This is a genomic window from Cupriavidus campinensis, from assembly GCF_905397395.1.
Lineage (GTDB): Bacteria > Pseudomonadota > Gammaproteobacteria > Burkholderiales > Burkholderiaceae > Cupriavidus > Cupriavidus campinensis.
The window spans coordinates 1-24617 of sequence record NZ_CAJPVH010000015.1 but is presented as its reverse complement, the minus strand read 5'-3'; the positions used below and the strand labels follow the sequence as shown (position 1 = coordinate 24617).

Sequence of the window (24617 nt, the reverse complement as noted above, 5' to 3'; positions counted from 1 at the left end):
CGGTATCAGGAGAGAATCTGGTCCAGCAAGTGCCGTACGCCTTGCTGCCATTCCGGAAGATTGATGTCAAAAGTATCGCGGAGCTTGCGCGTGTCCAGCCGCGAATTGGCCGGGCGCGGCGCGGGCAGAGGATAGGCCGAGGCAGGGATCGCCTCGATGGCATCCGGATCCACCTTCAGTGCCACGCCCTTGCTCTTCGCATAACGCAGGACTTCCACTGCATAGCCATGCCAGGATGTTTCCCCGGATGCTGCGAGGTGATAAACGCCAGCGGGAAACGCTTCACGGTCACTATGCAGCCAGGCGCGGTCGACAATATGCGCGGTCACGTCGGCAATCAGCGCCGCCGTGGTCGGCGCGCCGTACTGGTCAGCCACCACGCGCAGACTGTCGCGTTCGCGCCCGAGCTTGAGCATCGTCTTTGCGAAGTTGCCGCCATGCGCGCCTGCCACCCAACACGTACGCAGCACGATAGCCGCCGCCCCCGCTGTTTCGATCGCCTGCTCGCCCGCGAGCTTGCTCTTGCCATAGACGGACAGCGGACCGACGGCATCTGCCTCGGTATAGGGTGCGTGGCCGATACCGGCGAACACATAGTCTGTGGAGTAGTGCACGAGCAGGCTGCCCAACGCACGGGCTTCTTCCGCCAGCACACCCGGCGCCGCGCCGTTGATGGCGAACGCCAGCGCCGCTTCGCTTTCCGCCTTGTCCACAGCAGTGTAGGCGGCGGGATTCACAATCACGTCGGGACGTACACGGCGAACCACTCCGCGAATCGCATCAGGGTTCGACAGATCACACCCCCCCCGATCCAAGGCCAACACTTGGCCCAGCGTCGCTAGGCTGCGTCGCAATTCAAAACCGACTTGGCCGTTGCTTCCTGTTACAAGAATCGTGGGGATACCGCCGGGCTTACGCTGCATATTGCTTCGCCACCCAGTTCCGGTATTCGCCCGACATCACGTCCTGCACCCACTCCTGGTTATCGAGATACCACTGAACCGTCTTGCGCAGCCCCGTCTCGAAGGTCTCGACTGGCTTCCAGCCGAGTTCGCGCTCGAGCTTGCGCGCGTCGATGGCGTAGCGTCGATCGTGGCCGGGGCGGTCCTTCACGAACGCAACTTGGTCGCGATACGACCCCAAAGCCTTCGGCTTGAGCTCGTCGAGCAGGTCGCACAGCGTATGCACGACGTCGAGATTGGTCTTCTCGTTCCAGCCGCCAACGTTATAGGTTTCGCACACTCGGCCACGCGCCAGCACTTCGCGAATGGCGCTGCAATGGTCGCGTACGTACAACCAGTCGCGCACGTTCCGGCCATCACCATAAATTGGCAACTCCTTGCCCGTGAGCGCGTTGGTGATCATCAGCGGGATCAGCTTCTCGGGGAAGTGATAGGGGCCGTAGTTGTTGGAGCAATTCGTCGTCAGGACCGGCAGGCCGTAGGTATGGTGGTAGGCACGCACCAGATGGTCCGACGCGGCCTTCGACGCGGAGTACGGACTGTTCGGCGAATAGGCAGTGGCCTCCGAGAACTGCGGATCCGCAGGGCCGAGCGAGCCAAACACCTCGTCCGTGGAGACGTGAAGGAATCGGAACGCGCCCTTTGCCGGATCGTCCAGGCCACTCCAGTAGCCGCGCACGGCTTCCAGTAGTGTGAAGGTACCGACGATATTTGTCTGAATGAACTCAGCCGGGCCGTGAATGGACCGGTCGACATGGGATTCCGCCGCGAAATGCACGACGGCACGTGGCCTGTATTGGGTGAGCAGACGGTCCAGAGCCGCTCGGTCGCAAATATCGGTCTGCGAAAAGACATGGCGGCTGTCATCCTTCAACGATGCGAGCGTCTTGAGGTTCCCGGCATACGTCAGCTTGTCGACGTTGACAACACCGTCCGCGTTCGGCTGCGCAAGCCAGTCGAGCACAAAATTGGCCCCGATGAACCCAGCACCGCCGGTGACAAGAATATGCGACAAAACCTTGCTCCCTTACCCATTCGATATGTTTCGAGTTCCCGACAACGTCGGTTGTCCGCCAGATCCAGTGGGGGATAGCGGTCTTTTTCTAGTCCTCTCGGAAGTGGCGCTATTCTAGCTGACCGTGACCTGCATCCTTGGTGTGATACCCAACTTTTTGTAGCGTCTTGTAACCTTCGATCAAATCGATTATGGGTCGACAAAAGAATGCTTATTCTGGCACTTTGCGCCCACCCCTCCCAAATGTGGCAAATTCTCGATGCCTGTTAATCCAGCACCCACAGACACCTCGTTCGCCATTGGCGACCTCCAAGGCTGCGCACCGTCCCTGCCCCCTCTCCTCGCCAAACTTCCGTCGACGGCTTCCCTCCGCTTCGTCGGTGACCTCGTCAACCGGGGCCCCGCCTCGCTCCAAACCCTTCGGATGGTCCGGGACATGGCCCCACGCGCCCAGACCGTGCTGGGCAACCACGACATCCATCTGCTTGCCGTCGCTGCCGGGGTGCGCAAGAAGAGCAAATCGGACACCTTGGACGACATCCTCGCCGCCCCCGATTGTGATGACTTACTCATATGGCTGCGCCATCAGCCGCTGGCGATCCTGGAGAATGACTTCCTGATCGTCCACGCGGGCGTCCTGCCGCAATGGACCGCGACACAGGTCGTCGATCTCGCGCGCGAAGTGGAAGCGGAACTGCAAGGCCCCAACTGGCAAGACTTCCTCGGCAATGTCTTCGGCAACGCCGCGGACCGCTGGCAAGACGACCTGACCGGCATCCACCGCCATCGCGTGGTCGTGAACGCCCTCACCCGTCTCCGCTTCTGTTCCGCGGACGGGGTCATGGATCTGAAAACCAAGGAAGGTCCGGGCGGCGCGCCAAACGGCGTCATGCCCTGGTTCGATGTGCCCGGCCGCCGTACCGCCGATGTCACCGTGGTCTGCGGCCACTGGTCCACGCTCGGACTGGTGACGCGGCCCAACCTCATGGCGCTCGATACCGGTTGTGTCTGGGGTGGCAAGCTGACGGCCGCCCGACTCGCATCCGATCCGGCGGACCGGACCATCGTCCAGGTCGATTGCCCGCAGTATTCTGATCCGCTCGCCTGAGTCCGTCAGCCCCGCGCCAGCGGGGAAGCCGTGAACCTCAGTTCATGGCAGCGGACACCGGCGCCAGTGCCGGCGCGGGCTGGTGAAGCCGGTCAGCCACGGCGACGGCAGCCTCCGGCGTCCCCTGTGCGAGGTGAACAACCACTTCCCGCGCAGACTCCGCCAACTCCCGCCGGCTGGCCGACTGCGCCATCAGCTGCGGCCCAAGCGTCAGCCGCGCCTTGATCGGCGGCGACCGCAATATCATGTCGAGCGAGTCCAGCAGGGACAAATCGCCGATATACGCCGGCGCCGCCGTCGGCTCGCCGGTGGCCGCGTCCAGATACCGCAGCCCCACAGGCTGCACCGGCAACCCGCCCGAAACCGGCGCCTGCATCAAATTCGCATGGAACGGCAGCACCTCCGTCCCATCCGTCGTCGTCCCCTCCGGGAACACGCACACCAAGTCACCATCGCGCATCACCTCGGTGATGTGATGGAGCACCCGGTGCGCGTCGCGTTTGCGTCCACGCTCGATGAAGATCGTGCCGGTCTTCTCGCATAGCCAGCCAACGACCGGCCAGCTCCGGATCTCGGACTTCGCCACGAAGCGCGCCGGATGCCAGCTATGAATCACATAGATATCGAGCCAGGAAATGTGATTCGCCACCATCATCGCGCCACGCGGCGCGGCCTGGCCGGGCGCCAGGCCCTGCACTTCCACCTCCACGCCGCACAGCTTCAGCAGCTTGCGCGACCAGTTGCGGATCAGCCGCTCGCGCATCGCCACGCTGGCCCACGGGAACACCGTGGCGCAGATCAGCATGCCGCGCAGCATCAGCAGGATCAGCCGCGTCTTGCGTAACCAGATCATCGCAGGGGCTCTCAGATGATAGTGATCGACGAAGATCCGCGCAGATCAGCGCGCTTCGTGCACGATCTGGCCACCAACCAGTGTCATGCGCACGCGCCCTTCCATCTCGTAGCCGAGCCACGGCGAGTTCTTGCCCTGGCTCTTCAGCGCGCTACGCTCCACCTTCCACACCTGTTTCGGGTCGAACACGCAGACATCGGCCGCGCTGCCGGTGGCCAGCGTGCCGGCACCAAGGCCGATCACGCGGGCCGGCTCGCTCGTGATGCGCGCCAGCGCCTTCACCAGCGGCACCTTGTGCTCGTTGGCCCAGCGCAGCGTCAGCGGCAGCAGCAGTTCCAGGCCGGTGGCACCGGGCGAAGCCTCGTCGAATGGCAGCAGCTTCTCGTCGTCGTCCACCGGGGTGTGATCCGAGCACAGCGCGTCGATGGTGCCATCGGCCAGCGCGGCGATGATGGCATCCCGGTCCCGCGCGCTGCGCAGCGGCGGCGAGAAGCGCATCTGGCTATTGAAGAAGCCGATGTCCATGTCGGTCAGCGCCACATGATGCATGTTGACGTCGCACGACACCCTCAGCCCTTCCTTGCGCGCCTGCCGCACCAGTTCCAGGCCGGCAGCCGACGACAGCCGGCACAGGTGCACGCGCGCGCCCGTGGTGCGCATCAGTTCGAAGATCGTATGCAGGCGCACGGTCTCGGCGATCACCGACACGCCCGAGAGGCCCAGCCGCGACGCCACCGCGCCACTTGCCGCCACCCCGCCGCCGAGGAACGGGTCCTCGGGGCGCAGCCACACCGTGTAGCCGAAGGTCTGCGCGTACTGCATCGCGCGCAGCAGCACCTGGGTATTGCGGATCGGCATCTCGGCCTGGCTGAAGCCGACGCAGCCGGCCTCGGTCAGCTGGCCCATCTCGGTCAGGATCTCGCCCTTGAGGCCCAGCGTCAGCGCGCCCAGCGGGTAGACGTGGGTCTGGTTGAGCGTGCGGGCGCGGAACTTCAGCATTTCTACGAGGCCCGGCTCGTCCAGCACCGGGTCGGTGTCGGGCGGGCAGACCAGGCTGGTCACGCCGCCGGCGGTGGCGGCGGCCACTTCGGATTCCAGCGTCGCCTTGTATTCATAACCGGGCTCGCGCAGCCGCGCAGAGAGGTCCACCAGCCCCGGGCAGACGATCAACCCGCGGGCGTCGATCGTCTTGTTGGCGTTGAAGTCGGCCGGCGCGCGGCCTACGCCGACGACCTTGCCGGCGGCGATAAACAGGTCCTGCTCGGCGTCGAGGTTCGCGGCCGGGTCGATCAGGCGGCCACCCTGGATGTGAATCTTCATGTTCTGTCGCTTGGCGTTCGGTTGTTCTGGGAGGCGCGTCTTAGTCGTTGTTACCGGCGACGATGCCCATGACGGCCATGCGCACGGCGATGCCGAAAGTCACCTGGTTCAGGATCACCGATTGGGAGCCATCGGCCACGGCGGAGTCGATCTCCACGCCGCGGTTCATCGGTCCCGGGTGCATGACGATGGCATCGGGCTTGGCCAGCGCCAGCCGCTCCGGCGTCAGCCCGTACGCCTTGAAGTACTCCTGCGCGGACGGCAGCAGCGCGCCGCTCATCCGCTCGTTCTGCAGACGCAGCATGATCACCACGTCCACGCCCTTCAGGCCCTCTTCCATGTTGTGGAAGACGCGCACGCCCATCTGCTCCAGCCCGGACGGCAGCAGCGTGCGCGGCCCGATCGCGCGCACTTCCGGCACGCCGAGCGTGGTCAGCGCGTGGATGTCCGAGCGCGCCACCCGCGAATGCAGGATGTCGCCGATGATTGCCACCGTCAGGTTGGTGAAATCCTTCTTGAAGTGCCGAATCGTGTACATGTCCAGCAAACCCTGCGTCGGGTGTGCGTGGCGGCCGTCGCCGGCGTTGATCACGTGGACATGCGGCGCCACGTGCTCGGCGATCAGGTACGGCGCGCCCGAGCTGGCGTGGCGCACGACGAACATGTCGGCGGACATCGCCGAGAGGTTGTTGATCGTGTCCAGCAGCGATTCGCCCTTGCTGGTGGATGACGCGTTGATGTTCAGGTTCAGCACGTCGGCGGAGAGCCGCTTGGCGGCAATCTCGAACGTGGTGCGCGTCCGCGTGGAGTTCTCGAAGAACAGGTTGAACACGCTCTTGCCGCGCAGCAGCGGCACCTTCTTCACGTCGCGGTCCGAGTCGGAGAGCGAGACGAACTGGCTGGCGGTGTCGAGGATGTGCGTGATCATGTCACGCGACAGCCCCTCGATCGACAACAGGTGCTTCAGTTCGCCATTCTTGGTCAGCTGCGGGTTGCGGAACATCTTGGTCATGGCAGGTCGGGCGCGGGCAGGGTCGGTCTGGGTGGCTTGCGGCGTATCGGGTCGGGGCCGGTCAGGCACGGGCTTCGGTGGCGAAGGCGAAGCGCGTGGCGGCACCCTCGCCCTGGCGGGACAGCACCAGGGTCTTGTCTTGGGGCAGTTCGATGGTGGCCGCGGCAAAGTCGGCGGCAATCGGCAGGTTGCGGCCGCCACGGTCCGCCAGCACCGCCAGCGCCACGCGCCCCGGGCGGCCGTAGTCGAACAATTCGTTCACGGCGGCGCGGATCGTGCGGCCCGTGGCCAGCACATCGTCAATCAGCAGGATGTTGCGGTCCTGCACGTCGAAGGGCAGCGTGGTCGGCTGGGCCTGGCTGTGCAGGCCCTTCTTGGCGTAGTCGTCGCGGTGGAAGGCCACGTTGATCACGCCGTGGCTGTCGAGCTTCAGGTCCGCTGCCAGGCGCTCGGCAATCCAGGCGCCGCCGGAGTAGATGCCGGCCACGGACCACTTGGCGCGCTCGGCCGCCGGCATCAGCGCCTGGGCCTGGTCGCGCAGCGCGTGGTAGAGCGCCTCGGCGTCGGGAGTGGAGGTCTGGGTCATAGCGGAAGCTCGTCGAAATACTGTTGCAGGATGATGCGGGCGGCCTCGGCGTCCAGCGCGCCGCGCTTCGCCCCGGCCATGGCGGCCGCGCGGGAGCTGTAGCGCTCATCCACAAAGGCCACCGGCAGGTCGAAACGGCCGTTCAACTGGTTGCCAAAGCGGCGTGCAAGTCGCATGGAAGCTTGTTCGGCGTCGTCGGGGCCGGCTTCGGGGTTGACCGGCATGCCCACCACGAACTGCACCGGGGTCCAGTCGCGCACCAGCGCGCCCACGGCCTCGAAGCGGCCTTCCACGGTCACATTGGGAAGAATGGTCAGCGCGCGAGCCTGCCGGGTGATGAAATTGCCAAGCGCCACGCCGATTTTTTTCTCGCCATAGTCGAAGGCGAGGACGGTGCCGTCCGGGGGCGTCGCGCGCCCCGCCTGGTCAGGCATGCCCCGCCTCGCCCGAGAGCATCGTGAAATCTATGCCCAGCAGGCGCACTGCGGCGGCGAACCGCTCTTCGGGCGGCACACTGAAAATGATCTCGGGATCGGCCTGGACGGTCAGCCAGCCATTGCGGCTCAATTCTTCCTCCAACTGCCCGGCGCCCCAGCCGGCATAACCCAGCGTGAGCAGGAACCGGTGCGGCCCGCTGCCGTTGGCCACGGCTTCGAGCACGTCCTTGGAGGTAGTCATCTCGAGCCCACCCGGCACCGCCAGCGACGACACATAGACACCGACCGGATCGTGCAGCACGAAGCCGCGCTCGGTCTGTACCGGGCCGCCGAAGTAGACAGGCTGATGGGCCACGGGCTGGATTTCGAGCTTGAGATCGATCTTGTCGAACAGCGTGGCCATGTCGATATCGATCGGCCGGTTGATGACCAGGCCGAGCGCGCCACGTTCGTTGTGCTCGCAAAGGTAGACCACGGAACCCGAAAAAGTCGGGTCGGCCATGCCGGGCATGGCAATCAGGAACTGATTCGTGAGATTGATTGGAGCTTCGGGCGTCGCCATGGCTGCATTTTATCAAATCGCCGCCGGTCGGCCCGAAACTTTCTGCCGGCCTGCGCAGCATCCGTCACCGGAGGTTCGTCGATACGGCCCGTCAGTCGGCCGGCTTCAGCGCGGCAAGGTCTTCCGCCGTGAGCCAGCGCCATTCGCCCGGCGCCAGTGCCGGGTCGAGCTGCAGGCGGCCGATGGCGCTCCGGTGCAGCCCGCTCACGTGGTTGCCGGCGGCGGCCACCATGCGTTTCACCTGATGGTACTTGCCCTGGATCAGGGTCAGTCGCAGGCTGCGTTCGCCGGTGATTTCGCAGCCTTCGGCGGCGATCGGGGCCGGTTCGTCGTCGAGTTTCACGCCGGTGCGCAGTGCCTCGGCCTGCGCCTCGGTTACCGGCTCGGCCGTGGTCACCTCGTAGAACTTCGGCACCTTGCGCTTGGGCGAGGTCTGGGCGTGGATGAACTGGCCGTCGTCCGTCAGCAACAGCAGGCCCGTGGTGTCGTGGTCGAGCCGGCCCACGGCCTGCACTTCGCGCTGGCGCAGCGGTACCGGCAGCAGGTTGTAGACGCTCTCGTGGTGGCGCGGCCGCTGCGAGCACTCATAGCCGGCGGGCTTGTGGAGCATCAGGTAGGCCTTGGTGCAGGCCAGCCACGCCTCGCCGTCCACGGTGAGCTGCAGGCCATCCACCTCGAAGCGTGCGCCGGGGTCTTCGCATAGCTCGCCGTTGACCTCGACCAGCCCGGCGGCCACGAGGTCGCCACAATAACGGCGCGTGCCGAAGCCTTGGGATTGCAGAATTCGATCGAGTGTCATGGCCATGGGAATGCTCTGAAATGCGGATGTGATGCCGGGGTATCCATATGTTAGGGTACGACGATGCCAAGATCGTCCCAGCCCCAATCAGCGGATGCCGCCGGCCGCGCGCCGTATCGTGTCGACCAACGCTTCGAACGCGGCCTGGTCTGGTTCCGGCGCGACCTGCGCGCCGACGACCACGCGGCGCTGCATTATGCCCTTAAGCACTGCCGACAGGTATGGTGCGTGTTTGTCTTCGACCGCGAGATCCTCGATTCCCTGCTGGAACGGGGCCTCCAGGCGGACCGGCGCGTCGACTTCATCCTGCGCTCGCTGGCCCCGCTGCACGCGGCGTTGAGCCAATGGGGCGGCGGTCTGATCGTGCTCGATGCCATGGCGCGCGAGGCGATCCCGCAACTCGCGGCCGCCCTGGAAGCCGAGGCGGTGTTCGCCAACCACGACTACGAACCGTCCGCCAACGCCCGCGATGCCGCCGTGCGCGACGCGCTGGCCGCCGACGCCCGCCTCCTGTTCACCTTCAAGGATCAGGTCATCTTCGAGGCCGACGAGGTCCTGAACGGCCAGGGCGCGCCATTCGCCGTGTTCACGCCCTACAAGAACGCGTGGCTGCGCACGGTGCAGCCGTTCGACCTGCGCCCCTACCCTGTGGATAAGTACCGCCGCGCGCTGGCCCCGGTGCCGGCACGGTATGCCCGGGACCTGCCCACGCTGGCCGAACTCGGCTTCGCGCCCAGCAACCTCGCCGAGATCGCCATGCCGACCGGCTCGGACGGCGCCCATGCGCTGTTCGACGAATTCCTGGCCCGGATCGGCGACTACGGCCAGCGCCGCGACTTCCCTGCGCTGCGCGGGCCGAGCTACCTGTCCGTGCACCTGCGCTTCGGCACGATCTCGATCCGCACCCTGGCCCGCGCCGCCCACGAAACCGTGCTGCGCGGCGGCGCCGCCAGCGCCGGGGCGGCGGTATGGCTATCGGAACTGATCTGGCGCGACTTCTACTTCATGATCCTGCATCACCACCCGCGCGTGGCCGACGGCAAGTCGTTCCACCCCGAGTACGACGGCCTGCGCTGGGTCGCCCCGCAGACCGGCGAGGGCTACTTCCAGGCATGGTGCGATGCCGCCACCGGCTATCCGCTGGTGGACGCGGCGATGCGCCAGATCCGCCAGAGCGGCTATATGCACAACCGGCTGCGGATGGTGACGGCAAGCTTCCTGGTCAAGGATCTGGGTGTGGACTGGCGGCGCGGCGAGCAGTATTTCGCCGACCAGCTCAACGATTTCGACTTCGCAGCCAACAACGGCGGCTGGCAGTGGGCGGCCTCCACGGGCTGCGATGCGCAGCCCTACTTCCGGATCTTCAACCCGGTCACGCAATCGGAAAAGTTCGATCCGGACGGGAAGTTCATCCGCAAGTACCTGCCGCAACTGGCCAGCCTGCCGGACAAGTACCTCCACGCGCCGTGGACCGCGCCAGACGATGTGCTGGCGGCGGCGGGCGTGAAGCTGGGTGAGCATTATCCGAGGCCGATCGTGCAGCACGACATCGCCCGGCAAGAGACGCTGGCGCGCTACGCGGTGGTCAAGACGCCGAAGGCGAAGGCGGCCGCCCGGGCAAAGCTGGCCGAAGAAGAGAACTGAGAGAGAACTGAGAGAGAACTGAGAGAGACCGGCGAGAGAACTGGGTGGGTTGGCGGCTCAGGCCGCCAACATCGCACTTTCCCGATAATGCCGTTGGGCATCCTCGGGGCGTTCGGTTTCCTCGAACAGCCGGGCCAGCGCCAGGTGGGTGCGCACGCGCAGGCGGCGTTGCGATTCGGGATCGGCGTACTTCAACGCGCGCTCGAAGTTCGACTGGGCCTTGCCCCAGAGCTGCTCGCCCAGGCACAGCACGCCCAGCGTGTAGTACAAATCCGCATCGACCGGATGTTCGGTCAGCCATTTCTCGGCCTGCTGGATCTGCGGCAGGGCCTTGCCGCGCTCGGCGCATTCGGCGTAGCGCTGCACGAGGCGGCTGTCCCAGTTGACCCGGAGCGCTTCCTCGACAATGCGCCGCGCCTCGTTCTGGCGGCCCAGCGCCGAAAAGTAGCGCGCCGCCGGCTCGGCGATGCGCACCGCGTGCCGCTCATCGGGCGACAGCGAGCGCCAGAAGTGGTACAGCCCTTCCGCGTCATGGCGACGCTCGTCGAGCATCGCCTCCACGGCAAGCTGCTTGAGCCGCAGCGCCAGCACCGGGTGCAGCGCGTTGCGCTTCTCCAGCGAGCGCGCCAGCCGCAGGACCTCCGTCCAGTTCTTCAGATGCTGGTGCGCACGCAGCGCAATCCGTTGCACGTGGATCTGCCGCCCACCCTGTGACTGCAATTGGGCGATGGTTTCCAGCGCGCCCTCGGCGTCACGGGCATCGACCAGCAGTTCGGCCATGGAAACCAGCCGCGCCTGGGCGCGCTCGGGGTCCGTGACCTGCGCCATCCACGCGTCGCGGCGTTCCGATTCCTGCATCCGGTGCGCGGCCCGCGCGCCCACCAGGGCGGCGGTCTGCGCCTGTTCCGGCCAGGCCTGGGCGTCGCGCGCGGCGCGCTCGGCCCGGGCGAAACGTCCGGCAAACAGGTTTTCGATCGACTCGCGCAGCGCGGCCTGCGCCTTGCTCATGCGGCTGCGTTCGCGGTAAGCGGCGGCGCGGCGCGGCATTTCGGAGAGGTGGCGGAACGTGGTCAGGATCGTCCACACCACGAAGAACAGCAGCAACAGCAGCGCCAGCGTGAGATTCAGCGACATTTCCACCCGGTACGGCGGGTAGAAGAGCACCACGTTGCTGTGGTTGAACTGCGTGAACAGCGCCAGCCCGACGGCGCCGGCGAACAGGACCGCTACCCAGAACAGAAGTCGCATGGCTACTCCTTCTTCAGGGCACGCAGCGCGCCAAGGCTCTCGGCCATGGTCGGCAGCGACACCGAGACCGCGCTGGCCTGCGCCTGCTTGAGCAGGGTCAGCACGCCCTGCACGCGGCGCGAGCGGGTATCGAAATATCTTGAAATCAGCGCCTGGGCGGCGGCGAGGTCATTGCGGAATACCGGCTCGTTGCGCGACAGCAGCGCCAGCCGCGCGTTGAGCAGCCGCAGCTTCACGTTCTCGCGCAGGAACCAGCCCTGGTCGCCGGAGAGCAGCAGCGCGTTGGCGTCGTCCACCTTGCGGATGCGGATCACCTGCCCCATCTCGCCCAGCACGTAGTGCCAGAGGCGGGTGAAGGCGTTGCCGGCTTCGGGCGCCGGCTGGGCATTTTGTGATGCTTGCGCCGCACTGGCCGGCTTGCCACTCTCGCCCGGCGTGCGGTCGAGCATGCGCTCACCGGACAGCAGGGGCAGCACGTCGATCTGGTTGATTGATTCATCGAGCTTGATCGCGGCGCCGGTCAGGTCGGTATCCGGCACGGCCTTCATGCGGGCGATGTCGCGCGCGAGGGCCCGGCGCAGCTGGTTGTACTGCGGCTTGTCGGCGCGCGCGAGCCGGGCGTCGGCACTTTGCAGGGCAGCCAGCGCCACCTGCACGTTGCCGCTGAGCTGAAGCTGCTGGCCGGCGTTGGTCAGCAACTGCTGGATCTCGGCGATCTCCCAGTCGTCACGGTTGCGCATCAGGTCCTGGTAGACCTGTTCGAGCGCCACCTGCTTGTCGCGGGTCTCGACCACCTGGCCGTCCAGCGCGCCGACCTTGGCCTGGAGTTCCTTAACCGTTTCCTGCGCGTTGCGCGACAGCACCCGGGTCTCCTGGACCAGCGCGTCGTTGTTCTGCTGGCGCCGCGCCAGCTCCTGGGTCAGGTGTTCCACGCGCAGTTGCAGCCACCAGAAGCCCGCCGCGGTGGCCAGCACGATCACGGCGGCGACGATCCACCACGGGTTCATGCGGCGCGGTGCGCTGAAGGCGGGGGCAGCGGAGCCAGCGGGAGCACTGGCGGCAGCGCCTGTGGGCGGCGCAACGTGCGGCGGCGGGGCCGATGCCGCGGCGGCTGCGGAGGCTGATGAGGAGGAGGACGTAGTGTCTGGCGTCACGCGATCAACCTTCGTTGACGGGGAATCTGGAACCGGCGCGCGCGGGGCTGGCGTCGGGGCGACGGCCACCACCGGGGTGTCGGATGTATCTGGGCGGGCCAGCGCCTCCGCCGGCCCCGCGTGGGCATCGGCCCACTGCGTGCAGGCGGCCAGCAGGCCGGCGTCGCCGGGCGCGGCGGGCAGCACATGGGCGAAGCCCAGCGCGTTCGCCTGCGCGGCAATTCTCGCATGCGGCGCAATGCACTGCATCTGCTTCAGACGCTCGTGTTCCTGCGGCGACAGGTGCAACCGGGCCAGCGCGTCGAGGTTGCGCACGGCTTCGGAACTGGTCAACAGCCATGCGCAGGGCGGCGCGCCCGGTTTCAGGTTGTCGCGCACGGCCTGCCATTGCATGGCCGTGGGTTCCGGCAGCGTGCGGCTGTAAGCCTCCACGGCATCGACGGTGGCGCCGGCATCGCGCAGGCGGTCGCCGAGCCAGTCGCGCCCGCCGTTCCCCCGTACGATCAGCACGCGCTGGCCCGAGAACGCGCCGGGTGTGGTGTCGAGTTCGGACCAGAGCGCCTCGGAATCGAAGCGCGCCGGTTCGTTGTGGATTTCGGCGTTGCCATGCGCCCCGGCCGGGGCAATCACACGATAGGCGGGCGCGGCAATGCCGCGTTCGGCCAGCGCGGCCACGCTCGACGGCCCCACCACGGCCACTGGCACCTCGGCCGGCCATTGCGGCAGCGCCGGCGCGTTCTGCACGTGCGCCAGCGCATCGAGCGCGAACGACACCGCATTGGGGCTGACGAAGACCACCAGCGCATAGTCGGCGAGCCGGGCCAGCGCCGCACGCAGCGCGGCGTCGTCGGCAGGCGGGCCGATGGCGAGCAGGGGGAAGCCGAGCACGTCCAGTCCGGCGGACTGGAGCGCCTCGGTCAGTTGCCGGGACTGCCCGGCAGGTCGCGTAACTACGACGGTCGGGCGGGGCATCGCGCGCGCCTCAGGTCGGACCCGCCGCAGCAAGCGCCGCCAGCACGTCTTCGGCGCCGCGCGCGAGCAGGTCGCCGGCCACCGCCGCGCCGAGCTGCTCGGCTGCGTCCAGGGTGTCCACCGCGAGGGCTGCGTGCGCACGCACGTCGCGGCTGCCGTCCGGCAGCGCCACGAAGGCATCGAGTTGCAGGGCATCGCCACGCCAGCGGGCATGGGCGCCCAGCGGCACCTGGCAGCTGCCGCCCAGCCGGCGCGACACGGCGCGCTCGGCCGACACCGCCAGCAGCGTCGGGGTATGGTTCAGCGGCGCCAGCCACGCGGCCAGTTCGGGGCGATCGGAACGGATCTCGATGCCCAGCGCGCCCTGTCCGGCCGCAGGCAGCGAGGCCTCCGGCTCGATCAGCGCGCGGATTCGCTCGCCCAGCCCCAGCCGCTTCAGCCCGGCCGCAGCCAGGATGATCGCGCCGAATTCACCGGCGTCCAGCTTGCGCAGGCGAGTGTCGAGGTTGCCACGCAGCGGCTTGATGACCAGATGGGGATAGCGGGTGCGCAGGGCGGCCTCGCGGCGCAGGCTCGACGTGCCAACCACGGTGCCGGGCGGCATCACGTCCAGCGAGGCGAACTGCGACGAGACCAGCGCGTCGCGCGGGTCTTCGCGTTCCATCACGGCGGTGAGCGCGAAGCCGGCGGGCAGCTCCATCGGCACATCCTTGAGAGAATGCACGGCAAGGTCGGCGCGGCCCTCGGCCATCGCCACCTCCAGTTCCTTCACGAAGAGCCCCTTGCCGCCTACCTTGGACAGGGACTTGTCGAGAATTTGATCACCCCTTGTCGTCATGCCGAGAATAGACACATCGCACGAGGGATAGTATTGTTGCAACGCAGCACGTACATGTTCAGCCTGCCACATCGCCAGCCGGCTTTCGCGCGAGGCGATCACGAGCTTGTGCGGCATGCTGCGGGATACGGCAGCGGACGAAGAAGACGGAGACGCAGGTGCTTGCATGCGCGCATGTTAGCACGCACCCCGGCGGCCTCAGGCCCCGGAATGCGCCAGAAATCGCTTCGCTGTGCATCGGACATGACCAGGGCGCCTTCAAGGCGACCGGCACCCTATAAAAGACAGAGGAGATGACTGCATGACCCAGCCCGTCGCGCGCCCATCGGGCCGCACCCGTACCACCCCTGCCCGCAAGTCCACCAAGTCAAACCCCGTTCCGCGTGAAGCGAAAGGCACTTCCGCCGCCCCAGCGAAGCCGCGCGCCGCCCGTGCCAAGCTGGCCGTGGTGGCCGCCAATGGCGCGACGGTCGCCGATGCGGCCATCGCCGCCGCGGCCTCGCCCGCGCGCCGTACCGCCGACAAGGACCTGCCGCTGCGCGAGGACATCCGCTTCCTGGGCCGCCTGCTGGGCGACTGCGTGCGCGAGCAGGAGGGCGAGGCCGCGTTCGATCTGGTTGAGACGATTCGCCAGACCGCCGTGCGCTTCCGCCGCGAGAACGACCGCTCCGCCGGCGCCGAGCTGGACCGCCTGCTCAAGCGGCTGTCGCGCGACCAGACCAATCAGGTGGTGCGCGCCTTCAGCTATTTCTCGCACCTGGCCAATATCGCCGAGGACCAGCACCACAATCGCCGCCGCCGCGTGCATGCGCTGGCCGGCTCGCCGCCGCAGCCGGGCAGCCTGGCCCGCGCGCTGGAAGCCATCGACGCCGCCGGCGTCACCGGCAAGCAGCTGCGCAAGTTCCTCGACGAAGCGCTGATCGTGCCCGTGCTGACCGCCCACCCGACCGAGGTGCAGCGCAAGAGTATTCTCGACGCCGAGCGCGAAATCGCCCGCCTGCTGGCCGAGCGCGACCTGCCGATGACCGCCCGCGAGCGCGACCACAACACGGCGCAACTGCGCGCCCGCGTGACCACGCTCTGGCAGACCCGCATGCTGCGCAACAACCGCCTGATGGTGGTGGACGAGATCGAGAACGCCCTCTCCTATTACCGCACCACCTTCCTGCACGGCATTCCGCGCCTGATGGCCGAGATGGAGGAAGACATCGCCGCCGTGTTCCCGACCAGCAAGAAGGGCAAGGCCGGCACCGCGCCGGCACCGCTCGCCCCGTTCCTGCAGATGGGCTCGTGGATTGGCGGCGACCGTGACGGCAATCCGAATGTGACTTCAGAGACGCTTCAGCACGCCGCGCGCGAGCAATCGCAGCTGATCATGGGGTGGTATCTCGACGAACTGCACGCGCTGGGCGCGGAGTTGTCGATGTCGTCGCTGATGGTGGATGTCAGCCCCGAGCTGATCGCGCTGGCCGATGCCTCGCCGGACCATTCCGACCACCGTTCCGACGAGCCGTACCGCCGCGCACTGATCGGCATGTACGCACGGCTGGCCGCCACCTCGCAGAAGCTCACCGGCCACGAGGCCCAGCGCCACCCGGTGGCAGACGTGGCGCCGTACGACAACGCCGAGGCATTCGCCGCCGATGTGCAGGTCGTGATGGATTCCCTGCGCACCCACCACGGCGTGGCGCTGGCCCAGGCGCGCATCGACGCACTCCAGCGCGCCATCGCCATCTTCGGCTTCCACCTGGCCTCGGTGGACATGCGCCAGGTGTCCGACGTCCACGAGGCCGTGATCGCCGAACTGTTCGCCGCCGCCGGCGTGGAGCGCGACTATGCCGCGCTGCCCGAGGCCCGCAAGCGCGAACTGCTGCTGGCCGAGCTGCGCCAGCCGCGCCTGCTGACCATGCCGTGGCACGAGTATTCCGAGCAGACGCGCAGCGAGCTGGCGATCTTCGCCATGGCGCGCGACCTGCGCGCCCGCTACGGCAAGCGCGTGGCCCGCAACTACATCATTTCGCATACCGAAACGCTGTCTGACCTGATCGAGGTCATGCTGCTCCAGAAAGAGTCCGGCATGCTGCGCGGCACGCTCGGCAGCAAGACCGATCCGGCGCGCATGGAGCTGATGGTCATCCCGCTGTTCGAAACCATCGAGGACTTGCGCAACGCGGCCGGCATCATGCAGTCGCTGCTGGACCTGCCCGGCTTCGACTCGGTCATCGCCCACCATGGCGTGGAACAGGAGGTGATGCTCGGCTATTCGGATTCGAACAAGGACGGCGGCTTCCTGACTTCGAACTGGGAGCTGTACAAGGCCGAACTGGCGCTGGTGAAGCTGTTCGAGGCCCGCCGCGTGAAGCTGCGGCTGTTCCATGGCCGCGGCGGCACCGTGGGGCGCGGGGGCGGGCCGACCTACCAGGCCATCCTGTCGCAGCCGCCCGGCACCGTGAACGGCCAGATCCGGCTGACCGAGCAGGGCGAGATCATCAACAGCAAGTTCGCCAATGCCGAAATCGGCCGGCGCAACCTGGAAACCGTGGTGGCGGCCACGCTGGAGGCCTCGCTGCTGCCCACGCAGAACGCGCCGAAGGACCTGGAGTCGTTCGAGGGCGTGATGCAGCAGTTGTCCGACCGCGCCTTCACCGCCTATCGCGACCTGGTCTACGAGACGCCGGGCTTCAAGGATTACTTCTTCGCCACCACGCCGATCACCGAGATCGCCGACCTGAACCTGGGTTCGCGGCCGGCCTCGCGCAAGCTGATGGACAAGAAGAACCGCAAGATCGAGGATCTCCGCGCGATTCCCTGGGGCTTCTCCTGGGGCCAGTGCCGGCTGCTGCTCCCGGGCTGGTTCGGCTTCGGCAGCGCGGTCAAGGCGCTGGTGGACGAGGCGCCGGACGAGAAATCGCGCAAGGCCACGGTGGCCACGCTGCGCCGCATGGTCAAGAGCTGGCCGTTCTTCTCGACGCTGCTCTCGAACATGGACATGGTGCTGGCCAAGACCGACCTCGCCGTGGCCTCCCGCTACGCGCAGCTGTGCGAGGACACCGCGCTGCGCAAGAGCGTGTTCGCGCGCATCAGCGCCGAGTGGCACCTGACCAGCGACATGCTCGCGCTGATCACCGGCCGCCACGAACGGCTGGCCGACAACCCGCTGCTGGCGCGCTCGATCAAGAACCGCTTTGCCTATCTGGACCCGCTGAACCACTTGCAGGTGGAACTGCTCAAGCGTTACCGGGCTGGCAAGGACGGTGACGACGTGCGCGTGCGGCGCGGCATCCACCTGACCATCAACGGCGTGGCGGCCGGGCTGCGCAACAGCGGCTGACCGAATGTGATGTATACGCCGGTTGCCTCCCCGTGCCTTCCTGGCAGGGGGAGGTACCGACAAGCCGGTTTCGCCCGCATCAAGGCGATATAATCGCGGTTTCCGATTTTCCGCCTGCCCCACCCCACCTGCCATGACCTCCCAACTTGCCAAGAAAGGCGAAGCCTGGTCCGCCCGCTTCTCCGAACCGATGTCCGACCTGGTGAAGCGCTACACCGCATCGGTCTTCTTCGACAAGCGCCTGGCGCTGTTCGACATCGCGGGGTCGCTGGCCCATGCGGCCATGCTGGCCAAGCAAGGCATCATCGCCGAGGCGGACCGCGCCGAGATCGAGCGTGGCATGACGCAGATCCGTGGCGAGATCGAGTCCGGCGCGTTCGAGTGGAAGCTCGACCTCGAGGACGTCCACCTGAATATCGAAGCCCGCCTGACCGCGCTGGTTGGCGACGCCGGCAAGCGCCTGCACACGGGCCGCTCGCGCAATGACCAGGTGGCCACCGATATCCGCCTGTGGCTGCGCAGCGAGATCGACAACATCATCGGCCTGCTGGGCGCCCTGCGCGGCGCGCTGCTGGACCTGGCCGAACAGAACGCCGACACCATCCTGCCCGGCTTCACCCACCTCCAGGTGGCCCAGCCGGTCACCTTCGGCCACCATCTGCTGGCCTATGTGGAAATGTTCACGCGCGACACCGAGCGCATGGCCGATTGCCGAAAACGCGTCAACCGCCTGCCGCTGGGCGCCGCCGCGCTGGCCGGCACGAGCTACCCGATCGACCGGGAGTTCGTGGCGTCCCAGCTCGGTTTCGACGGCGTTTGCCGCAATTCGCTCGATGCCGTGTCCGATCGCGACTTCGCCATCGAATTCTGCGCCGCCGCCGCGCTGGTGATGACGCACGTCTCGCGTTTTTCCGAAGAACTGGTGCTGTGGATGAGCCCGCGCGTCGGCTTCATCGACATTGCCGACCGCTTCTGCACGGGCAGCTCGATCATGCCGCAGAAGAAGAACCCGGACGTACCCGAGCTGGCCCGTGGCAAGACCGGCCGCGTGAACGGCCACCTGATCGGCCTGCTGACGCTGATGAAGGGCCAGCCGCTGGCGTACAACAAGGACAACCAGGAAGACAAGGAACCGCTGTTCGACACGGTGGACACCGTGGTGGACACGCTGCGCATCTTTGCCGACATGGTGCCGGGCATCACCGTGAAGCCGGAGGCCATGCGCGCCGCCGCGCTGCAGGGCTACGCCACGGCCACCGACCTGGCCGACTACCTGGTCAAGCGCGGCCTGCCGTTCCGTGACGCCCACGAGGCCGTGGCCCACGCCGTGCGCGCCTGCGACGACCGCCGCTGCGACCTGGCCGACCTCACCGTGGCCGAGCTGCGCGAGGTCTCGGGCCTGGGCGACAAGTCCAGCCTGATCGGCGACGACGTACACGCCGTGCTGACGCTGGAAGGCTCCGTGGCCGCCCGCGATCACATCGGCGGCACGGCGCCGGCCCAGGTGCGCGCTGCCATCAAGGCCGCCCGCGCTGCGCTGCAAAGCTGATCGGTCCGCCCCGGACCTGACGAAGTTCGTAGCACCGGGGCGGCTGTCCTGCCGCCCCAACCCTCGCCCTCCCCCGCTTTCTCCCTCCCGCAGGCCCCGCGCACACCATTTTGGGGATTCGCGCAATGCGCCCTGCCTCAAATCGCGGCAAAAATGTGACGAACTGGGGATTCACCCTAGCGAAGCCGTGCATCGAAGGACGTAGACTAACGCGCCACCCCCGTATCCCCGTTAGTAGCCCCCTTAGTACCCATTAGGACGATCACATGTCTTTCCTCATGAAAATCTCGCGGCTTATCGATGCCGTGAACGATTTCATCGGGCAGTGGGCGAAATGGCTGATCCTGGTCGCAGTGCTGATCTGCGCCGGGAACGCCATCATTCGCTACAGCTTCAGTGTCAGTTCCAACGCCTGGCTCGAAATGCAGTGGTACCTGTTCGCGGGGGTCTTCCTGCTCGGGGCGCCCTACACCCTGCGTCGCGACGAGCACGTGCGCATCGACGTGGTGGCAGGCCACCTGTCCGAGCGCAAGCAGGTCTGGATCGACATCTTCGGCGTGCTGTTCTTCCTGCTGCCTATCTGCTGCATCATCCTCTGGCTGGCGATTCCGTACTTCTGGCTGTCGTATGCCGGGCACGAGATGTCAGGTAACGCCGGCGGCCTGATCCGCTGGCCCGCCAAGTTCCTGATCGTGGCGGGCTTCTTCCTGATGATCCTGCAAGGGATTTCCGAGCTGATCAAGCGCATCGCCTACCTGAAGGGCCTGCTGCCGTTCTCGGCGTTCCGCAAGCATGCGACCGATCCGGCCGAGGAAATCGCCGCCATCGCGCAGGCCGCATCGACCGGCCGGTCGGAAAAACAATAAGAGGTCGCCACGATGACGCATTTCCTTGCCGCGAACATCGCGCCGATCATGTTCGCCAGTCTGGTCGTATTCCTGCTGTCCGGGTTCCCGATTGCCTTCGCACTGGCCGCCAACGGGCTGCTGTTCGCGTTCGTCGGCATCGAGCTGGGCATGCTGCCGCCCTCGCTGCTCCAGGCGCTGCCGAGCCGGCTGTTCGGGATCATCGAGAATGACACCCTGCTCGCCATCCCGTTCTTCACCTTCATGGGGCTGATTCTGGAGCGGTCAGGCATGGCCGAAGACCTGCTCGATACCATCGGCCAGCTGTTCGGGCCGATCCGGGGCGGGCTGGCCTACGCGGTGATCTTCGTTGGGGCGCTGCTGGCGGCCACCACGGGCGTGGTGGCGGCGTCGGTGATCTCGATGGGGCTGATCTCGCTGCCGCTGATGCTGAAGTACAAGTACGACAAGCGGCTGGCCTCGGGCGTGATCGCGGCGTCCGGCACGCTGGCGCAGATCATCCCGCCGTCGCTGGTGCTGATCGTGCTGGCCGACCAGCTCGGCCGCTCGGTGGGCGACATGTACAAGGGCGCGTTCGTGCCCGGCCTGGTACTGACCGGCCTGTACATGCTTTACGTGCTGATGGTGACGCTGATCCGCCCGGCCGCCGCGCCGGCGCTGCCGATCGAGGCGCGCACCTTCCGCGAGTCCAGCGGGGCCACCGGCTCGCGCTCGGTGCTGGTGCTGACCGTGCTGTCCATCGCCGTGGGCGTGGCGGTCGACAAGCTCTACAAGCCCGAGGCGCCGCTGGATGAACGCCTGGTGATTTCGGTGGGCGCGGCCATCCTGTTCGCCTTCGTCGTGGCGGTAATCAACAGGACGCTGAACCTGAAGCTGCTGTCGAACATGGCGGAAAAGGTCACGTTTGTGCTGATTCCGCCACTCGCGCTGATCTTCCTGGTGCTCGGCACAATCTTCCTCGGCATTGCCACCCCCACCGAGGGCGGCGGCATGGGCGCACTCGGCGCGCTGGTGCTGGCGATGATCAAGGGACGCCTGAACCTGAGCCTGACCAAGCAGGCGATGGAGTCCACGCTGAAGCTGTCGGCCTTCGTGATCTTCATCCTGATCGGGGCCCGGGTGTTCTCGCTGACGTTCTATGGCGTGGACGGCCACCTCTGGGTGGAACACCTGCTGACGGCGCTGCCGGGCGGCCAGACCGGCTTCCTGATCGCGGTGAACGTGCTGTTCTTCCTGCTGGCGTTCTTCCTGGACTTCTTCGAGCTGGCGTTCATCCTGGTGCCGCTGGTGGGCCCGGTGGCGGACAAGCTCGGCATCGACCTGATCTGGTTCGGCGTGCTGCTGGCAGTGAACATGCAGACCTCGTTCATGCACCCGCCGTTCGGCTTCTCGCTGTTCTACCTGCGCTCGGTGGCGCCGCGCGAGGTCAAGACCACGGACATCTACTGGGGCGCGGTGCCATTCGTCGTGATCCAGCTGGTCATGGTGGCGCTGATCATCGTGTTCCCGGGGCTGGTCAGCACCGGCAAGGTGGTCCAGCAGGACCGCAGCATCACGCGTGACCTGAGTATCGACCTGGAATCCCGCCAGCCTGCGGCGCCATCGGCACCGGCCTCCCCGGCCCCGGGGGCACCAGCGCCGGGTGCCTCGGGCAGTGGGCAGTTGGAGTTGCCAGCACCGTCGCAGGACAGCGAACCGGCCGCGCCGCAGTTCGAGTTCGAGAAGAAAAAGTAGCGGTGCGCAGCTGACGCGTGTGCCTCGCCTTCACGAGGTCGCGGCGCACTGACGAACCCCACACTTTCCGGAGTGTGGGGTTTTGTTTTTGGTGCGGAGCAAGTTGAGCAAAAGCAATAGTTGGCATGCGTGGATTCGGTAGTGTCGATGCTCTCCGTCGAACTGCCAACGAGGAAACATGCATGCTCCCTGTCGCTCGACTGGGCGATATGCATCTCTGCCCAATTCATGGCACTTCAGCCATAACATCCGCTTCCGCCGATTCCAACGTCAATCATTTTGGCGCCGCGCGCGTTGGCGACGCCTGCGCCTGCGGTGCAGTCCTGACTGCAGGCTTTCCGTCCATCACCGTCGGCAATTTGCCGTTGGCCTATTCGGGCAGCCCGACCACTCACGGCGGGACCATCACCTCAGGCAGCTTCGATACGGCCGGAGGCTTCCTTTGGGGCGGTACGGCTAGCCATGTCGTCGTCGACTTTGCCAAGATGGGCGCCGTGCACCCGGGTGGGTTGGTGAATCGATCGCTGATGGCCGCGCTATTGGCCGATCCGCATCTGGAGCAGCGTGCCGCAATGGCGGGGGCATTGTTGATGCGCCCCGGGAATATCGCCGCTTCATCGACGCCCGAATGGATCGCGGTCGCCGGGAGCCAGCACGACCGGGGTTCAGGTAACAAGATGATGTTTATCGGTCAGGCCGTGCGCGAGCTGGCCGAATTCAGGCGCCACAAGGCCGCATCGACAAGGACGCTGGTGTTGTTCACGCCGGCGTATAGCGAAGCCATGCTAGAAGCTGCGGCGAAGTCGGCCGATGTCTATGGGGCGGCTCTTGTTCGCGTAACGAGCGCCGATGCGCTGATTCAATATCTGAACCATGGCAAGGACCGGAAGCAGTCGCCGATCGAGCGCCTGTCCTTGTTCAGTCATGGCGTGCCTCAACGCATCGCTTTCGGTTATCAGCTCGGCGACGATGCGCGAATGTCTCTCGATGTGCTGAACTGCCAGAAGATTTCCCAGTCGGCGTTCTCCAGCTCGGCACGGGTCGACAGCTATGCCTGCCGGACCGGTATGGGCAATCGCCCGGATTACCCGATCGAGGAAGGTGTCCAATTCTTTCCGCAAACCAATGAAAGCCTGGCGCAATTGCTGGCTAACCATTTGCGAGTGAAGGTGCGCGCCTATATTCGCAGGTCGGATTACAAGAACACCTGGGGGACGTTCGAAGAGCGCCAATTGGGAAAATTGTGCAAAAACACCGGTAACGCAGTGCCCGCGGAAGCGTGGTGCAAGCAGTGGGTTGCGCTGGATGCGGAGCGACAAAAATCCAACAAGCACCACGAATTTACCTATCAGACCAGTGGCGCGAGTCATCCCGTAATCTCCGGCGGGACTCCCTTTGGCGTACCAGGAGGTCATTTTGAGTTTCTACCGAAATAAGCTCTTCTGGATTGCTGCAACCGTCGCGTTGTTTCCGGGATATTGTGGATTTAAAATGATGACGAGCAAATATAACAGCGATTTCGGTAACGGCGTGGTGATCTATGCCGACGATTATGTAAATACGGGGCTATGGGTGCTGCACTGCGGCCATTCTCGGTTGATCAGCCGAGAACCGATTCCGGTCCCTTTCGACGAACTGGAACGCACCAAGCAGTTCAAGATATGGAATTCCCCCATAAGCAAAGCGGATGAACAACCCGCCAAGGAGGCGCTGGCGGCCATTACGAGCGTTCCCCACTGGTATAGGCACCTGCGCTATCTCTATTCTGGACTTAACGATAACAGCGGCTTGAGCGCCCACAGATTCCATCTGATAGCCGAACATGCTGGCCGGTCATGGGGGGTGAGAGTCCGCCAATCTCTCAGCTATTACGGCAAGACTCAGGGCTTTACCTTGTCTATCGAACCCTACGACCCCGAAACCTACGTGGACTACGACAAGGCGTTTCAAGCCGCCATCAAAAGCTGCCCTACGCCACAATGAATCCACATAAAGCGACGCTTTATGACATTGAATTTCTTCCGAAGTAAGCTCTTCTGGATTGCAGCAGCCGTCGCATTGGTTCCGGGATATTGTGGATTTGAAATGATGACGAGCAAATATAACAGCGATTTCGGCAACGGCGTGGTGATCTACGCTGACGACTTTGTGAAGACGGGCCTTTGGGTATTTCACTGTGGTGGCTCTCGATTGATCAGCCGTGATCCCTTGCCAGTCCCATATTCCGAACTGGAAAGCACCGAGAAATTCGCCATCTGGAACGGGTATCTAAAGAAGGCGGATGAACAACCCGCCAAGGAGGCGTTGGCGGCGATTACCAGCGTGCCCGACTGGTATAAGCCTCTGCGCTATCGCTTCTCTGCGCTTGATGAGAATAGCGTTCTGAGCTCTCACGGATTCGATTTGATAGCCGAGCACGCAGGCAGATTTTGGGCCGTGAACGTCGATCAATCCATCAGTTACTACGGAAAATCTGAAGGCTTTACTTTACACATTATCCCCTACGACCCCGAAACCTACGTGGACTACGACAAGGCGTTTCAAGCCGCCATCAAAAGTTGCCCTGCGCCGCAATGAACCCACAAAAAGTGAAGTGATACGGACGCCAACAAAAAAACGCCTCGCAA

At 65.7% G+C, this 24617-nt stretch carries 21 protein-coding genes; 9 read left to right on the top strand and 12 right to left on the bottom strand.

Features of this window, described 5'->3' with window-relative positions; genetic code table 11:
• Positions 1-5 precede the first annotated feature (5 nt).
• Together rfbD and rfbB are read right to left on the bottom strand one after the other, a co-directional pair.
• Positions 6-923 (bottom strand): dTDP-4-dehydrorhamnose reductase, encoded by a 918-nt coding sequence (rfbD, locus tag KHO18_RS11320; RefSeq protein WP_211943199.1) that lies wholly within the window; start codon positions 921-923, stop codon positions 6-8.
• Positions 913-1977 (bottom strand): dTDP-glucose 4,6-dehydratase, encoded by a 1065-nt coding sequence (rfbB, locus tag KHO18_RS11315; protein ID WP_211943198.1) that lies wholly within the window; start codon positions 1975-1977, stop codon positions 913-915. Before rfbB ends, rfbD begins: the two co-directional genes overlap by 11 nt.
• Before the next feature lie 259 nt (positions 1978-2236).
• On the opposite strand from rfbB, the gene KHO18_RS11310 reads away from it, so the two are divergent.
• Positions 2237-3085 carry a symmetrical bis(5'-nucleosyl)-tetraphosphatase gene (locus KHO18_RS11310; protein WP_211943197.1) on the top strand — a complete coding sequence of 283 codons (849 nt, stop codon included), beginning with the start codon at positions 2237-2239 and terminating at the stop codon, positions 3083-3085.
• Positions 3086-3122: 37 nt separating this feature from the next.
• On the opposite strand, the gene KHO18_RS11305 is transcribed toward KHO18_RS11310, so the two are convergent.
• From KHO18_RS11305 to KHO18_RS11275, 7 genes are all read right to left on the bottom strand, one after another.
• A complete protein-coding gene (locus KHO18_RS11305) occupies positions 3123-3938 on the bottom strand; it encodes a lysophospholipid acyltransferase family protein (protein ID WP_211943196.1) in 816 nt (271 codons plus the stop codon).
• Positions 3939-3983: 45 nt separating this feature from the next.
• Complete coding sequence (locus KHO18_RS11300; RefSeq protein WP_144197977.1) at positions 3984-5258, bottom strand: dihydroorotase; 1275 nt, start codon at positions 5256-5258, stop codon at positions 3984-3986.
• A gap of 40 nt (positions 5259-5298) precedes the next feature.
• Positions 5299-6270 (bottom strand): aspartate carbamoyltransferase catalytic subunit, encoded by a 972-nt coding sequence (locus KHO18_RS11295; RefSeq protein ID WP_092290639.1) that lies wholly within the window; start codon positions 6268-6270, stop codon positions 5299-5301.
• Positions 6271-6331: 61 nt separating this feature from the next.
• Complete coding sequence (gene pyrR / locus KHO18_RS11290; RefSeq protein ID WP_144197976.1) at positions 6332-6856, bottom strand: bifunctional pyr operon transcriptional regulator/uracil phosphoribosyltransferase PyrR; 525 nt, start codon at positions 6854-6856, stop codon at positions 6332-6334.
• Positions 6853-7290, bottom strand: coding sequence for a Holliday junction resolvase RuvX (gene ruvX, locus KHO18_RS11285; protein WP_144197975.1), 438 nt, complete (start codon positions 7288-7290; stop codon positions 6853-6855). Before ruvX ends, pyrR begins: the two co-directional genes overlap by 4 nt.
• Positions 7283-7855 carry a YqgE/AlgH family protein gene (locus tag KHO18_RS11280; RefSeq protein ID WP_092290645.1) on the bottom strand — a complete coding sequence of 191 codons (573 nt, stop codon included), beginning with the start codon at positions 7853-7855 and terminating at the stop codon, positions 7283-7285. Before KHO18_RS11280 ends, ruvX begins: the two co-directional genes overlap by 8 nt.
• A 91-nt stretch (positions 7856-7946) precedes the next feature.
• Positions 7947-8654, bottom strand: a complete 708-nt coding sequence (locus KHO18_RS11275) for a pseudouridine synthase (protein WP_144197974.1) — start codon at positions 8652-8654, stop codon at positions 7947-7949.
• 63 nt (positions 8655-8717) lie between these two features.
• Between KHO18_RS11275 and KHO18_RS11270 the strand changes: the two genes are divergently transcribed.
• Positions 8718-10298 (top strand): cryptochrome/photolyase family protein, encoded by a 1581-nt coding sequence (locus tag KHO18_RS11270; protein WP_211943195.1) that lies wholly within the window; start codon positions 8718-8720, stop codon positions 10296-10298.
• 57 nt (positions 10299-10355) lie between these two features.
• Here KHO18_RS11270 and KHO18_RS11265 read toward each other — a convergent pair whose 3' ends face one another.
• From KHO18_RS11265 to hemC, 3 genes are read right to left on the bottom strand one after another with little or no spacing between them, the layout of a single operon-like run.
• On the bottom strand, positions 10356-11546 hold the full coding sequence (locus KHO18_RS11265) for a heme biosynthesis protein HemY (protein WP_144197972.1): 1191 nt from the start codon (positions 11544-11546) through the stop codon (positions 10356-10358).
• Between the two features lie 2 nt (positions 11547-11548).
• On the bottom strand, positions 11549-13672 hold the full coding sequence (gene hemDX / locus KHO18_RS11260) for a fused uroporphyrinogen-III synthase HemD/membrane protein HemX (RefSeq protein WP_144197971.1): 2124 nt from the start codon (positions 13670-13672) through the stop codon (positions 11549-11551).
• Between the two features lie 10 nt (positions 13673-13682).
• Positions 13683-14678, bottom strand: coding sequence for a hydroxymethylbilane synthase (gene hemC, locus KHO18_RS11255; RefSeq protein ID WP_144197970.1), 996 nt, complete (start codon positions 14676-14678; stop codon positions 13683-13685).
• A 133-nt stretch (positions 14679-14811) separates the two neighbouring features.
• Between hemC and ppc the strand changes: the two genes are divergently transcribed.
• From ppc to KHO18_RS11220, 7 genes are all read left to right on the top strand, one after another.
• The gene (gene ppc / locus KHO18_RS11250) at positions 14812-17841 is read left to right on the top strand and encodes a phosphoenolpyruvate carboxylase (protein WP_211943194.1); all 3030 of its coding nucleotides are present in this window, start codon (positions 14812-14814) and stop codon (positions 17839-17841) included.
• A gap of 133 nt (positions 17842-17974) precedes the next feature.
• Positions 17975-19390, top strand: coding sequence for an argininosuccinate lyase (gene argH, locus KHO18_RS11245; protein ID WP_149135361.1), 1416 nt, complete (start codon positions 17975-17977; stop codon positions 19388-19390).
• Between the two features lie 266 nt (positions 19391-19656).
• Positions 19657-20256 (top strand): TRAP transporter small permease subunit, encoded by a 600-nt coding sequence (locus KHO18_RS11240; protein ID WP_144197967.1) that lies wholly within the window; start codon positions 19657-19659, stop codon positions 20254-20256.
• Positions 20257-20268: 12 nt separating this feature from the next.
• Positions 20269-21990 (top strand): TRAP transporter large permease, encoded by a 1722-nt coding sequence (locus tag KHO18_RS11235; RefSeq protein WP_211943193.1) that lies wholly within the window; start codon positions 20269-20271, stop codon positions 21988-21990.
• A 182-nt stretch (positions 21991-22172) separates the two neighbouring features.
• The gene (locus KHO18_RS11230; RefSeq protein WP_211943192.1) at positions 22173-23426 is read left to right on the top strand and encodes a PAAR domain-containing protein; all 1254 of its coding nucleotides are present in this window, start codon (positions 22173-22175) and stop codon (positions 23424-23426) included.
• On the top strand, positions 23407-23973 hold the full coding sequence (locus KHO18_RS11225; protein ID WP_211943191.1) for a hypothetical protein: 567 nt from the start codon (positions 23407-23409) through the stop codon (positions 23971-23973). The genes KHO18_RS11230 and KHO18_RS11225 overlap by 20 nt, the downstream gene beginning before the upstream one ends.
• A gap of 21 nt (positions 23974-23994) precedes the next feature.
• Positions 23995-24567 carry a hypothetical protein gene (locus tag KHO18_RS11220; RefSeq protein WP_211943190.1) on the top strand — a complete coding sequence of 191 codons (573 nt, stop codon included), beginning with the start codon at positions 23995-23997 and terminating at the stop codon, positions 24565-24567.
• Positions 24568-24617: the final 50 nt, after the last annotated feature.